The 14,120-nt window shown below is 59.3% G+C and carries 12 protein-coding genes; 2 read left to right on the forward strand and 10 right to left on the reverse strand.

What is annotated here, in order from left to right; genetic code table 11:
* Positions 1 to 2: 2 nt before the first annotated feature.
* The 4 genes from GR183_RS13270 to pdxR all read right to left on the reverse strand — a co-directional run bounded on the left by GR183_RS13270 (position 3) and on the right by pdxR (position 4,847).
* Entirely contained in the window at positions 3 to 872 is an 870-nt protein-coding gene (locus tag GR183_RS13270; protein WP_160776124.1) for an ABC transporter permease, read from the reverse strand.
* Positions 872 to 1,993 (reverse strand): ABC transporter ATP-binding protein, encoded by a 1,122-nt coding sequence (locus GR183_RS13275; protein WP_160776125.1) that lies wholly within the window; start codon positions 1,991 to 1,993, stop codon positions 872 to 874. The genes GR183_RS13270 and GR183_RS13275 overlap by 1 nt, the downstream gene beginning before the upstream one ends.
* Positions 1,994 to 2,145: 152 nt before the next feature.
* Positions 2,146 to 3,222, reverse strand: coding sequence for an extracellular solute-binding protein (locus tag GR183_RS13280; RefSeq protein WP_160776126.1), 1,077 nt, complete (start codon positions 3,220 to 3,222; stop codon positions 2,146 to 2,148).
* Positions 3,223 to 3,374: 152 nt separating this feature from the next.
* On the reverse strand, positions 3,375 to 4,847 hold the full coding sequence (gene pdxR / locus GR183_RS13285; RefSeq protein ID WP_160776127.1) for a MocR-like pyridoxine biosynthesis transcription factor PdxR: 1,473 nt from the start codon (positions 4,845 to 4,847) through the stop codon (positions 3,375 to 3,377).
* A 123-nt stretch (positions 4,848 to 4,970) separates the two neighbouring features.
* Between pdxR and GR183_RS13290 the strand changes: the two genes are divergently transcribed.
* Complete coding sequence (locus tag GR183_RS13290; RefSeq protein ID WP_160776128.1) at positions 4,971 to 6,077, forward strand: mandelate racemase/muconate lactonizing enzyme family protein; 1,107 nt, start codon at positions 4,971 to 4,973, stop codon at positions 6,075 to 6,077.
* Positions 6,078 to 6,079: 2 nt separating this feature from the next.
* Positions 6,080 to 7,573 carry an aldehyde dehydrogenase family protein gene (locus GR183_RS13295; protein ID WP_160776129.1) on the forward strand — a complete coding sequence of 498 codons (1,494 nt, stop codon included), beginning with the start codon at positions 6,080 to 6,082 and terminating at the stop codon, positions 7,571 to 7,573.
* A gap of 166 nt (positions 7,574 to 7,739) precedes the next feature.
* On the opposite strand, the gene GR183_RS13300 is transcribed toward GR183_RS13295, so the two are convergent.
* The 6 genes from GR183_RS13300 to ccoG all read right to left on the reverse strand — a co-directional run bounded on the left by GR183_RS13300 (position 7,740) and on the right by ccoG (position 13,902).
* Positions 7,740 to 8,582, reverse strand: coding sequence for a beta-keto acid cleavage family enzyme (locus GR183_RS13300; protein ID WP_202396083.1), 843 nt, complete (start codon positions 8,580 to 8,582; stop codon positions 7,740 to 7,742).
* Between the two features lie 131 nt (positions 8,583 to 8,713).
* A complete protein-coding gene (locus tag GR183_RS13305; protein WP_160776130.1) occupies positions 8,714 to 9,229 on the reverse strand; it encodes a response regulator in 516 nt (171 codons plus the stop codon).
* Between the two features lie 214 nt (positions 9,230 to 9,443).
* The gene (gene ccoS / locus GR183_RS13310) at positions 9,444 to 9,647 is read right to left on the reverse strand and encodes a cbb3-type cytochrome oxidase assembly protein CcoS (protein ID WP_160776131.1); all 204 of its coding nucleotides are present in this window, start codon (positions 9,645 to 9,647) and stop codon (positions 9,444 to 9,446) included.
* Positions 9,647 to 11,860 carry a heavy metal translocating P-type ATPase gene (locus tag GR183_RS13315; protein WP_160776132.1) on the reverse strand — a complete coding sequence of 738 codons (2,214 nt, stop codon included), beginning with the start codon at positions 11,858 to 11,860 and terminating at the stop codon, positions 9,647 to 9,649. Before GR183_RS13315 ends, ccoS begins: the two co-directional genes overlap by 1 nt.
* 23 nt (positions 11,861 to 11,883) lie before the next feature.
* Positions 11,884 to 12,360, reverse strand: coding sequence for a FixH family protein (locus tag GR183_RS13320; RefSeq protein WP_208999851.1), 477 nt, complete (start codon positions 12,358 to 12,360; stop codon positions 11,884 to 11,886).
* 84 nt (positions 12,361 to 12,444) lie between these two features.
* Positions 12,445 to 13,902 carry a cytochrome c oxidase accessory protein CcoG gene (gene ccoG, locus GR183_RS13325; RefSeq protein WP_208999852.1) on the reverse strand — a complete coding sequence of 486 codons (1,458 nt, stop codon included), beginning with the start codon at positions 13,900 to 13,902 and terminating at the stop codon, positions 12,445 to 12,447.
* Between the last annotated feature and the right edge of the window lie 218 nt (positions 13,903 to 14,120).

Genomic DNA, 14,120 nt, shown 5'->3' on the forward strand with positions numbered 1-14,120 from the left:
CCTCAACTCTTGGCAACGGTATTGGCAAGAGTCTGGCCGCTCAGTTTCAGGCCAAGCCAGATGACGGTCGATGTGAAGAGCAGCAGCAGAATGCCAAAGGCCGCACCCGCCTCCCAGTTGAATCGCGTAATGAACTGATTGTAGATCTGTTCCGTGAACCAGCTTGAGTTCTTTCCGCCAAGTAGGATCGGGGTAAGATAAGACCCGGCGGTCAGCATGAAGACGACGATGCAGCCGGAGACGATGCCCGGCATCGCATAGGGGATGATGATCCGGCGGAGTACGGTGAAGCCATTACCGCCAAGATTGTATCCCGCCTCGATCATCGAGTTGTCCATGCCGTCGAGCGTCGAGACGAGCGGTACGATCATGAAAAGCATGACCGTGTAGACCAGACCGACAATCACGGTAACGTCGTTGTAAAGAAACTCCACCGGCTGATCGACAATGCCCGACCACTGCAGGAACGAAGAGACGACGCCGGTTTCCCGCAACAGCAGAATCCAGCCGAAGGCACGTATCAGGTCGCTCACCCATAGCGGGATAAGGCAGATCAGGAAAAGCGCCCCACGGGTTCGGTTGCTCGCAAGTTTTGCAATGTAATAGGCGATCGGAAATCCGATCAGCAGCGCAAGCGCCGTCACCAGGAGCGACATGGACCCCGTGCGCAGCAAGGTGTTCCAGTAAATCGGCTCGTTCACGAAATCCAGATAGTTCGCGAACCCGAATTCATAAACGCGCGGAGCCACTTTCTCGCGCAGGGAAAGGCGGATCATGCCTATATGCGGCAGCACGACCAGCAGAACGATCCACAGCGCAAAGGGCGCAAACAGAAGGATCATCGCAAGGCGCTTGAAATCTTTTTGCAGCATCAGGCCGCCCCCCGGGAAGCGAAGCACATGGCCTGCCTGGAGGACCAGAAGAGATAGACATTTTCACCCGGCTTTATGTCATCATCGCCCGTTAGCGTGACATCTGCCTCGATGAGTTCGCCCTGCGGGCCGCGCACGAGAACGCGGCTGTTGGCGCCGTTGAAAAGCAGGCTGTCGACAATTCCTTCCATCCGGTTGTCGCCTGTCGCGGAAGCACTTTCGGCATCGGTTTGGCGAACCGCGTGGATGAACTCCGGGCGCACGAAAATATCAACGCCTGCACCCTCCGGGATTTTTAACCCGCCGGCGGCCGTAAACGCCATTTCAAGGCCCTGCTCGGTTTGAACCTTGCCGCCGCTGCCGTCGCTTGATTTGACCTTGCCCGACCAGCGGTTGCTGTCGCCGACGAAGCCGGCAACGAACGCTGTCTTCGGGTGATGATAAAGCTCTTGCGGCTTGCCGATCTGTTCGAACTGACCCTGGTTCATGATGGCGACATGATCCGACATCACCAGGGCTTCCGACTGGTCGTGCGTGATGTAGATGAATGTCGTGTTGAACTGATGCTGCAAAAGCTTGAGTTCGATTTTCATCGCCTCGCGCAGCTTCAGGTCGAGCGCACCCAACGGCTCGTCCAGCAGCAGAACATCCGGATCGAGCACCATGCAGCGCGCGATCGCGATCCGCTGCTTCTGGCCGCCCGACAGCTGGTGGATTTCCCGATCCGCCACATCAGGCAACGCAATACGCTCCAGAACGTCATGTACCTTGCGCTTGATTTCGGTATTGCTCACGCCGTTGCAGCGCAAACCGTAGGCGATGTTCTCGTAGACGTTCATCATCGGGAATAGGGCAAGGTGCTGGAACACCATCTTCACGTTGCGCTTGTTCGGCGGAGTGCCGAGAACGGAACGGCCCTTGATCTTGATGTCCCCGGCACTCGGTTCCTCAAAACCCGCGATCATGCGCATCAATGTGGTCTTGCCGCAGCCCGAGGGGCCGAGAATCGAGAAGAAAGAGCCGCTCGGGATGTCGAAGGAAACGTCATCCACGGCCCTGATGGAACCGAAGGACTTGGCAATATTGATGCATTCAAGATCGTACATCGGGGAATTCGTCATGAGTTGGTGCCACTTGGATGGGGACAGGTAGTATTGGGGGACGCCGCCTGGCGGCGGCGCCCCCCATTTGAAAGGGTCCGGCGATCTACCGTCAGACCGCCCGATCGCACCAATGCCCGCCCGCAAGAGCGGGCCGGCAATGCGGCTGAAGTTCAGCCTCCGGTTGCCGCCTTGATCTTCTCAAGCGTGCGGCCTTCCATGTCCTCGACACCGGGAGGAATGTTGGCGAAAAACTTGAGGTTGTCGATGTCGGCATCGGTAAAGGCGGCGTTCACAGCAGCCTTCTTGTCTTCCGGAAGCAGATCCTTTGCGCCCTTGATGGATGCGATCGCCCCGGTGCTCGCGGACATGATCGTCACGTTTTCCGGGCGCAGCACGAAGTTGATCCACTTGTAGGCGGCATCATCCGCCTTGCCTTTTGCCGGAATGGCGAATGTGTCGATCCAGGCAAGCGCGCCGGTCTCCGGCGGAATGAATACGATGTTCTGGTTCTGGTCGTAGAGCTTGTAGGCGGTGGAATCCCAGGTTTCGGAAGCCACGATTTCCCCTGACAACATCATCGCCGACAGGTCATCGCCGCTGTTCCAGTAGGCTTTGATGTTATCTTTGCACTCAATCAGCTTGTCCGCGACCCTGTCGAGAATCTGCTGGTATTTCTCAAGATCCGAATAAGCGGCGAACGGGTCTTCCCCCATGGCGAAGGCTGTTCCGAGCAGGATCGTGCGCTTCAGGCGCATCGACGTCTTGCCCTTGTACTGCGGGTCGCAGAGATCGTCCCACCCCTTGAAGTCGGGTGCCTTGGTCTTGTCGGCCATCAGGCCCGACGTGCCCCACTGGTGCGGGACGGCATAGACTTCGCCGTTTATTGTCGTGTTCGCCTTTACGCCGTCAAGCAGCTTGGCCTGCATGGCGTCCGTGTTGATCTTTGAAAGATCGAGCGGCTTGTAGATATCGTATTCCAGTTGTGCTGCGTAGATACGGTCATGGCTCGGCTGTGCGAGGTCATATCCCGCGCCTCCCGTAGCACGCAGCTTGGCGATCATTTCCTCGTTGTTCGAGAACGTGACCTCAACCTCGATACCCGGGTTTTCTTCTTCGAATTTCTGGATCAGTTCTTCCGGAGCATAGGAGCCCCACGTCAAAAGGCGCAGCGTTTCCGCCTGTGCAGTGCCGGCTCCCGCCAGCATCGTCGCAGCCAGCAAACTGGCGACAGTCATCTTGATCCGCATTGTTTCCTCCCTTTAAGGCAATCCGTACCGTCAGTCTGTTATGGACAAAAAGCTTAGGTCTCGATTGGACTGCGAAATATATCCATTGCAGATAAACTTTCAGTCCAATTCATTCAGCCGCACCGCCGGTCGGGGCGATGAACCGGTTCGTATCAAAGCAGGATTTTTCGAAGTGTGCATACACCTTTTCGTATGTCATCGGGCGAAGTACTGCCGAAGCCGAGAACGATGCCCTGCCTTGCAAGAGGCGCAAGCGCATATCGGCCGAGGCCTGACGTTATGACGCCCGCCGCCTCCGCTCTTTTTACGATGTCTTGCTCCGACAGCTCGTTCGCCAAAAATCCAACGGCATGGAAACCGCTTCTGCACGCCTGAACCTTCATCGCTCCTTCGAGTTCTTTGGCGGCCTCAAGCAATGTGTCGTGACGCTCCCTGTAGATTTGGCGCATCGTCCTGATGTGCGTGGCGAACATTCCCTCATCCATGAAATCGGCGACGATCGCCTGCGAGGCGGTGGGCACGCCGCTGTGCCATGCGCTGAACATGCGTTCGAAACTTCCGACCAGGCTTGATGGCGAAAGAACGAAACCGAGTCTCAATGAGGGAAAAAGAGATTTGGAGAACGTGCCTACATAAATGACACGGTCTTGCGTATCTATGCTTTTCAGTGTCGGCGGAGGTTGGTCTCCGTAATAGAATTCGCCGTCATAGTCGTCTTCTACAATCATCGCGTCGGCGTCTTTCGCTGCTTGCAGGAGCGCAAGGCGACGGCTGAGGCTCATAACATGGCCCAGCGGCTGCTGATGGGACGGCGTCACGAACGCCAGGCGAAAGTAGGGAGCCTTCGCGAGGCCATCCTCGACACAAATACCTTCCTCATCCACATCTACCGGAACCAGTGCGGCCCCTGTCGCAATGAAAGCATTTCGGGCGCCGATAGCGCCGGGATTTTCAAACCATACTGGCTCGCCGGGGTTTACCAGCATGGAGCTGATCATCGCGAATGCATGTTGCGCACCGTTAAAGATGAAAATCTGCTCCGGATCGCATTTGATTCCGCGGGACGCATTAAGCTGCCGCGCTATGGCGGATCTTAGCCTGCTCAAACCATAAGGCTCGCCATAGCCCGTGACATGATCGCGATCCTTGCGCCAATGTCGGGCCGAAAGACGTGCCCATTGCGCCATCGGAAACGCATCGAGCGCGGGAAGCGCTGTAATGAACGCCGCGGACTTGTGAGGCAGCCTGCTGCGCGGGGCGAAGGCCGGTACGGCATGCGTCGCCGCGTGAGACAGTCGGGGTTTCGCAACGCGCCGGTCACTGCCGGGGGATGTCGAAGAAAGATTACGCTGTGCTGCCAATACATTGCTGACATAGGTCCCGGCCCCTACGCGGGATTCCAGCAACCCTTCCGAGACGAGCCTGTCGATGGCATCGATCACGGTCGTTCGGGAAACGCCGATCTCCGACGCCAGCGTTCGGGTGGCCGGCAGGCGGTCGCCCGGACTGAGAGCGCCGGAAAGCAGCAATTCGCGCAATCCCATATAAAGTTGGACGGAAACCCGCCGGTCGGCGGCCTTGTCGATTCGGATCGAGGAAAGCAGGGCACCGGCACGACGTTTCATCGGACCTCATAATTGGTATGGCAATTTACACAAACCGGACCTTCATTGAAGGCCAATTTCGAATACTTTGGCAAGGCTGAACGCATCTCGCGCAAGATTGCGCCAAAGTAGCCCGGAACAGCCATGAAAATCCGCTCGATAGAAACATTCACCAATGAGTTCGTTTGTTTTGTCCGGGTGACGACGGATACGAACGCGCAAGGTTGGGGTCAGGTCGCACCGTATTACGCGGATATCACCGCGGAAGTCGTTCATCGCCAGGTCGCGCCATATGCACTCGGGCAAGATGCGTTCGGCATCGCGCACCTGATGGACATCATCCCGGAGCGAGAGCACAAATTTCCAGGCTCCTACTTGCGACGCGCCATGGGCGGTCTCGATACCGCGCTTTTCGACCTTCGCGGCAAGCTGGAAGGCAAACCGGTTTGCGAGTTGCTTGGGGGAACGCCCGGCAGGATTCGAGCCTATGGATCATCCATGAAAAGGGACATTACACCAACGGACGAAGCGGTTCGGCTCAAAAGGCTGCAGGACGAATTCGGCTTTACCGCGTTCAAGTTCCGCATTGGTGCCGAGTGCGGCCGCAACCAGGACGAATGGCCGGGCCGGACAGAGGAAATCGTACCGACGATGCGCAAGGCTTTCGCTGACGATACGGCCCTGCTTGTCGATGCCAATTCCTGCTACTCGCCGGAAAAGGCTATCGAGATCGGACGGTTTCTGCAGGACAACGGCATTAGCCACTACGAGGAACCCTGCCCATACTGGCACTACGATCAGACGAAGCAGGTTACCGATGCGCTTGAAATCGACGTCACCGGCGGCGAGCAGGACTGTTCGCTGGTGGATTGGAAACGCATGATCGACGAACGCATCGTCGACGTCATCCAGCCGGATGTCTGCTATCTGGGCGGCATGGTGAGAACCATGAAGGTAGCGCGGATGGCGCATGAGGCCGGGCTGCCCTGCACGCCCCATTCCGCCAATTTGTCGCTCGTAACGCTTTTCACGATGCATCTTCTCAGGGCGATCCCGAATCCGGGCAAATATCTGGAGTTCTCGATCGAGGGCGAAGATTACTATCCGTGGCAGGATGGCCTCTTCGTATCCTCGCCCTACGACATCGAGGACGGTCACGCGGTCGTGACGGATGCCCCCGGCTGGGGCATTGAAATAAATCCCGAGTGGCTTGCCCGTTCCACCTACAAGATCAGCGAGGCTCAGGCGTAATCATGTCGAGCGCGAAATCTCTCGCAGCCGAGGTGCTGCGCTCCGGTTCCATGCGCGGTTTGCCGGAAGGCCATTTCATTGACGGAGGCTTCACGAAGCCCGCTCACAACCGGACTATGGAAAGCTTCGACCCGGGACGCGGAGAGGTTTTCGCATCCTTCGCCGCCGGCAATGCGGACGATGTTAATGATGCCGTTGAAAGTGCACGGACAGCCTTCGAAAAGGTCTGGCGCGACACCCCTCAGGTAGAGCGCGCGCGTATCTTGCGGCGTGCCTCCGACCTGATACTGGAAAATCTGGATCGCCTTGCCGTCGCAGAAAGCCTTGATAGCGGCAAGCCGCTCCAGGAAGCCTTGGGCGACGTTCGCGGGGCCTCTCGCACGTTCGAATATTACGCGGGCGCCTGCGACAAACTGCAGGGAGACAGCTTTCCCATCGGGCCGGACTATATGGGTTATTCCATCCATGAACCGGTCGGCGTGACCGCGCATATCATCCCCTGGAATTTTCCGATTTCGACAATCGCCCGCGGAATAGCGCCGGCACTCGCGGCAGGCTGCTCAGTCGTCGCCAAACCGGCGGAGCAAACGCCCTTTACCGCGCTGCTGCTTGCGGAACTGCTGGTAAAGGCCGGGCTGCCGGCCGGCGTATGCAATGTGGTAACGGGAACGGGCGCGGATGTCGGCGCTCCGCTTACCCATCATCCCCAGGTCGACCACATCACCTTCACGGGCTCGGTTCAAACGGGACGAGCGGTCATGAAAGCGGCGGCGGACGACATTACCCGCGTCGTCCTCGAGCTTGGCGGTAAGTCTCCCGTCGTGGTGCTGAAGGATTGCGACCGCGAGCAGGCACTCGCCGGGGTCATGGGTGCGATCTTCGAAAACGCGGGCCAGATTTGTTCCGCCGGGTCTCGCCTTGTAATCGAACGCGCCATCCATGCGGAATTCGTAAAGGAGCTTGTCGCGCGCACGAAACGCCTCAAGTTGGGACATGGACTTCGCGAACCGGATCTCGGTCCGGTCAATTCCGCGCAACACCTTGAAAAGATCGCCGGCTTCGTCGAACGCGCGCGAGCGGCGGGTGCCGATATTGCTACAGGCGGTTCGGTGACGAGCGATCCGGAAACCGGGAAAGGATGGTTTTTCGAACCCACCATTATCGACGGCGCGGCCCCTTCCGACGAGGTGGTCCAGGAAGAGATATTCGGCCCCGTTCTCACCGTTCAGGTTGCGGATGATGCAGATCACGCGCTGGAACTCGCCAACGATTGCCAATATGGCCTGGTAGCCGGTATTTACACGCGCGACTTCTCCAAAGCTCATCAACTCGCGCGGAAGATCGACGCCGGCCAGATTTATATCAACGAATATTTTGCTGGCGGCATCGAAGTTCCCTTTGGAGGCAACAAGAAATCCGGCTTCGGACGGGAAAAAGGTATCGAGGGGCTAAGATCCTACTGCAAGACCAAGAGCGTTGCGGCAAAAATCTCCTGACGAAAGCAATCGAGGTTCTTTCTTCGACCGCGGAGATATTTAAGCACATCCTATTGAATCACACATATTTAAAGGAAAGTCCTCACACCACATGCTAACCGCGGTATCTGCACCGGAACCTGAGGCTCGTAGACTACACTTCAATCGCGTTTGAGACGCTGCCGAATCAGTTCATGCCGAGGATTTCGCGCACATCATCCGCTGTTGCCGGCTTGCGGCCAAAGCGCGTGGCTACCTGCACAGCCATGTGCACGAGCTGCGCATTGTTTTCAGCCGTGGCGCCATCGGGCAGCATGGTGTTGTTTTCAAATCCCACACGCGTATGCCCTCCCAGGATTGCGGATAGAACCGTAGCCTTGTGTTCAAGGTCCTGAAAGGCGCAGACGGACCAGACATCACGCTGGTCGGCAACCTGCAGGAAATCGACAAGGTCGTGCGCCGAGGCCGAACCCGGCTCGGTATATCGTCCCAGGACGAAGAGCAGGAAGGCTTTCTCGAAGGGAACCAGTCCTCTATCACGCAGATGGTAGAACCGCTTCAGGTCGTTTGTGTCGTAGACGATGAATTGCGGAGCCACCTGGTTGTCACGCATCCACATGAAAAACTTCGCGGCGTCCTCTTCATGCGCCTCGTCGGGAACGATCTCGCGGACAGCAAGGGAAACCGCTTCCGGGCGCACATCGCGCACAAGCTTTACCTGTTCGACGGTGGAATAAACCCCAACGGCTTCCGTCGTGATCTGAACGACGAGCCTTTCGCCCACCTCACGGCGGATAGCTTGCGTTACATCATTGTAAGCGTGAGCGTCGAGAAGATGGGCACCTGCCCTGTCGCGTACATGCACGTGGATCATCGACGCGCCCGCGTCGCAGACCTCGGCGGCGGTGCGCGCTATATCGCTGACCGTGATCGGCAGCGCGGGGTGATCGCTCGGCATCTTGCGGGCGCCGTTCGGCGCCGACATTACGATCATGCGCGGTTCGCCCGTCCGCATTGTTTCGCCAGCCATTTCCAGGATCCATCCGTTCGTAGCGCCTGATGCGTATCGATACCGGACATTAATCCCGTTGCATCACGCTCCTCAACCCGCAGCTTGCGAGCCTCCGCTATTATAAAGGGTATCGGCGAGTCAGGTCGGCATCACCCCAGTGCCAGGCGTTGGCCGTCCTGACCTTCCACGCCCTGCCAGATCTTCTGGCGATTGCGGATTTCGCGTGGCGCAGGGCCGAAATAGCTTGGCGTCTTCACAAAGTCGCGCGGGTGCATGATGACGCTCGATACACGTTGATAGAGCGCCTTTGCCGAAATCGGCTTGGATAGAAGCTCGTGCACGCCGAGCCGGCGCGCCTCGACGATACGGCTTCGCTCCGTATGGCCTGTGACCATGATTATCGGGATATAGGCGAATGGATTTTGCGGACTGCGGATCATGCGCACCATATCCGCGCCGTCCAGGATCGGCATGACCCAGTCGAGGATGAGTATATCCGGGTTTGCGCGTTCCATAGCCTCAAGGCCCGACGCGCCGTCCTCGGCCTCGACGATCCGTCTTGCGCCGAATCCCTGCAGCATCGTACGCAGGATCGTGCGCATGTAGGCACTGTCCTCAACGAGCAGAAACGTCAGAGATGCGAGATCCAGACTCAACGCGAGCATCCTCCTTTAGCGAGGAACATGGCATCTAAGTCTGAAAAAGCGGTTATCCGGCCCAAGGAAAATTCGAAGACCCGCATAATTTTTTTCCAAGCGGCTTCAGGGTTGACGCGAAGACTTCAAGGATGATCGCCGCCGTTCGATGCAAGCCTGTACCGCCCGCCGTTAACAGCGGGTTTTCATTTATGCAGGCGCTCGACAGGCCGCGACCACCCTTTCACCGCGCGCGACCGCCATCGCGAGCCGGGTGTTGGCTGTCATTTTTTTCTTCGGCGTCTGGCAGGTCTTCATCGCTGAGGATGCGCCATTTCGCACCTTCCAGGTCATCGAACTGGCCCGACTTTAGCGACCACAGGAATGCGCCGAGCCCGAGCAGCCCGAGGAAAAGCGCAATCGGAATCAGGTAGATCAGAACATCCATCAGCCGCGGTCTCCGCGCGCGGCCTGGCCGAAGCGAAGACGAAGCGCATTAGCCGTCACCACGATCGAGGAAGCCGACATGGCGAGTGCGGCGATCAGCGGTGTAACGAAACCAAGAACGGCAAACGGTACCGCAATCACGTTGTAAAGCCCGGAGAATCCAAGATTTTCGACCATGGCACGCTTCGAATTTCCGGCAATGTGAAGAGCGTCGGCAATGGGGTGAAGGTGCTTTCCGAGGAATACGGCATCGGAAGCGGACTGGCTGATATGCACGGCCGTAACCGGCGATATCGAAACATGCGCTGCTGCAAGTGCCGGCGCGTCGTTGAGACCGTCGCCGACCATAAGAACCGTCCGTCCCTCCCGCGCAAGTTCTTCAAGACGGGAAATCTTGTCCTTGGGAGATTGTTCCGCCTTCCAGCGCGTGACACCAAGCGCTTTCGCGGCCGTCTCGACGGGGGCCGCACGGTCTCCGGAAAGGATCTCGATTTCCAGACCCATGCGCTTGAGGCGATCGATCGTCTCGCGAGCGTCCTCGCGCAATTGCTGCTGCAGCCAGAAGACATGACACTTCCCGCCACCATCGCGGTAAACGATCAGCGATGCGCCCGCCTGTGCCTCGGCCCGGTCGGCCGTCATCGCCGGATCGATCCCGCAAAAAAGCGCGCTGCCGAGACGAACCTCCCGCCCCTGCCGATCGAAAGCGCTTACGCCGCTTCCGGGTTCTTCGCGGGCATCGGCAAGCGGATGTTCGGCCCCGCTTGCTGCGGCGAGCGCGGCAGCCAGCGGATGGCGACTCGAAAGAGCGAGCCGACCGGCTTCTTCAAGTACGTGCGGCGGAAAGTCGTCCTTGTTGGCGAGTTCAGGCACGGCAAGCGTTAGCGTGCCCGTCTTGTCGAAGACGACCGTATCCGCATCGGCCAGACGCTCGATCGCATCGCCAGAGTTCAGCAATACCCCGGAGCGGAACAGCAATCCGGAGGCGACCACCTGAACGGCAGGGATAGCCAGTCCAAGAGCGCAAGGGCAGGTGATGATGAGAACGGATATCGCAACGACGAGCGATTGCTGCCATCCCGCACCGATCAAGAGCCACCCGGCGAACGTCAGCCCAGCCGCCAGATGCACGACAGGCGCGTAAAGGCCGGCCGCACGATCCGCAAGCCGCACATAGGCCGATTTCGCTTGAGTTGCCGTTTCAAGCAGCCGGTTGACTTCATCCAGCAGCGTTTCGCCGGAGGCCGCGGTCACCCTCACGGTCAAATTGCCCGAAGCGTTCAGCGTGCCGGCGTAGACGGTTTGCCCCGCACCGACGGCCTTGAGCGCCGTTTCCCCGGTGACGAGGCTCTGGTCGATCTCTGAGACCCCCTCCTCCACCACCCCGTCGAGAGGCACCCGTTCGCCGGCACGCACGAGCACACGCTCGCCCGGCTCAACTTTTGAAAGGGGCACTTCCCGCACCGTCCCGTCGTCAAGCAACCTTGCCGCACGCTCGGCCTTGAGCGCGGCGATATTTTCCGCGAACGCCCGCGTACGCCGCCTCATGCCATGGTCGAGATAACGTCCGATCAGCAGAAAGAAGAGCAACATCACCGCGGATTCGAAATAGGCGTGTTCGGCGTGCTGGAGCGTCTGGACGATGGAAAGAAACAGCGCCAGCAACACCCCAAGGACGATCGGCACATCCATGTTAAGCCGCCGCGCGTTGATCGCCGACCATGCGGAGCGGAAGAAAGGGCGGCCCGCGTAAGCCGTTGCCGGGAGGGCTATCAGCGCGGAAAGCCAGTGAAAGAAGTCGCGTGTTTCCACCGTAATGTCCGTTGCGTTTCCGGACCAGACGGAAACCGAAAGCAGCATGATGTTCATCGCCGCGAACCCGGCGACAGCCAGGCAGCGCAAAAGCTCGCGGCCTTGGGCGTCGCCTCGATCGCGAACCTCCGCGGGGTCAAACGGATGCGCCGCGTAACCGAGTCCCGACAGCCGGTCGATGATTGTCTGTGGAGCAGTTTCGCCTTCGCTCCAATCGACGGAAAGCCGGTGGCTCGTCAGGTTCAGCCTGGCATTCGTCACGCCCGGCAGTCCGGAGAGCCCGCGTTCGATCTCCACCATGCAGGCGGCACAGGTTACGCCTTCCACCGCAAGATCCATATGCATCGAGCCGTCATCGGCCATGCTGACGAAAGAGTCCCAATCGCGCTCGTGCACACTCATGAAATCCGCCTCACGGGCGCCGGTCACTCGGCGGAAAGGAACATTCGGTTGCGGGAGCGGAAGACAATCCCCTGCGCACCGTCCGCCTCCAGTTCGAGAATCCACCGCCCTTCGCTCAGACCGGATGCGATGCCGGTGTAGCGCCCGCTCTCGCCTTCGCTCAACGCGACGACGCGGTAGGCTTCCGCGCTTGCGGGCCGGATGAGGGTCGCGGTGAAGACAAGCCCGCTCAAGGGCGCGCCGGCTTCGTCATGGGCGGCGACGGTAATGTCCGCCGTGCCGTCGCCTCGTCGTGCGACCTTCGCTTCAACATCCCAGTGCCGGTCCGCCTGCACCTTGGATGCGGCGATTTCCTCGTTATAGGCAAGCCCGGCCTTATAAGAGCTTTCAACGGCAACGCCGGGGAAAGAGCCAAGCGCCAGCCAGATGAACACTGCGTTCGCCGCGAAGATCGCGCCGAAGAATCCGAAAAGCCATATCAGGACGGTACGTCCCGTCACGCGTTTTTCCGTGGTTTTCAAGCGGGGTGCCGTGTTTGCCTGCATGGTCGGTTCCGTAAATCCTTGGCCCCTTCAAGGCGCCCCTCAGGGCGCCTTGAAGAAATCGTTTGCCGTCGCCTCATCGCCCGAGGCAAGCTCGAAGATGCGGAACGTAACGGGCGTCGATTTCGGCATGGTGACACCTTCGGGCGAGAAGACAAGCACGCGCACTTCGCGGGTCTGGTCGCGGCCGACGGTAACCACCGGCTTTCCGTCGACGGTCTTGTCCACGCCGACCACCTCAATCCTGCTTTCCTTCGGCATTCCGTCCACCGACAGGACGAAATCGCGCTCAGACGGCTCCTTGTTGAGGAAGCGCACGGTATAGCCATTTCGCACCGTGCCATCGGACAGCTCCACGTAGATCGGGTTGCGGTCGTGCAGCACGTTGATGCCTGCAACGTCTCGCGTAGCGAGCGCAAAGGCCATGATCGCGGCAACACCGAGGATGATCACCGCGTAGACGATCGTGCGCGGACGGATGATGCGATAGGACGTCGGAAGCCCCTCGGCACGGCGCTTGATATTATCGTCGGTGTCGTAACCGATAAGGCCCGTCGGCTTGCCGATCTTGGTCATCACCGTGTCGCAGGCATCGATGCACAAGCCGCATTGTATGCAATCGAGTTGCAGGCCGTTGCGAATGTCCACGCCGGTCGGGCAGGCATGGAGACATTGATAGCAGTCGATGCAATCGCCCGCGGGCAGGCCCTCAAGCGTCAGTTTCTTGTTTTCCTTGAGCGAGCCGCGCGGTTCGCCGCGGTCCCAGCGGTAGGCGACGTTAAGTGCATCATCGTCGGTCAGTGCCGCCTGGATCCGCGGCCACGGGCACATGAAGACGCAGACCTGCTCACGCATGTGGCCTGCAAGCGTGTAGGTCGTGAACGTCAGAATCGCGATCCACGCGTAGGCCGCCAAGGCTGCCTGGCCAGTAGCGAGATCTACCACCAGCGTCGGCGCATCGGCGAAATAGAGCACCCAGGCGCCGCCCGTCCACCAGGCGATCATAAGCCAGAGGAAGTGTTTCACCCCTTTGCGCGCAACCTTATTGGCCGTCCATGGCTCCTTGTCGCGAATTATCCGTTCGCGCCGGTCGCCTTCCACGTGCCGCTCGACCCACAGGAACAGGTCGGTCCAGACCGTTTGCGGGCAAAGGTATCCGCACCAGAGCCGGCCCGCCACGGCGTTCATGAGGAAAAGCGCCATCGCGGCAAGGATCAGGAGCCCGGTGATGTAGTAGACTTCCTGCGGCCATATCTCGATGAAGAAGAAGTATGCGCGCCGCCCGGCAAGGTCGATCAGCACCGCCTGGTCGGGCGCTTCGGGCCCTCGGTCCCAGCGAATGAACGGCGTGAAATAGTATATCCCCAGAGTGACGAAAAGCAGCGCCCACTTGATCTTGCGGAAGGTGCCTTCCACGGCCATCGGGTATATCTTCTTGGCCGAGGCAAACCAGGCATCCTCATCTTGAGGTGCGGCGACCGGTTTCATCTGAGCGTTCATCGTACCGTCCGTTCTTCGCTCTGTCGGCAACGTGCCCCTCGCACGCCACCATTGAGATGGTGAGAGCGCCCTTCTCCGATCTACCGGCACCCTTCCGCACCGGTAAATACCTTTGTCGGAAAGGATTTGCCGTGCGACAGGTTGGCCGCGCGACGATCCGCCACGGCCCGAAAACCTCTCCAGCCGCCGCCATGCATTCGACAAGGCACTCCGTTGCC

The sequence above is a fragment of the Stappia sediminis genome, from assembly GCF_009826895.1.
Taxonomy (GTDB): domain Bacteria; phylum Pseudomonadota; class Alphaproteobacteria; order Rhizobiales; family Stappiaceae; genus Hongsoonwoonella; species Hongsoonwoonella sediminis.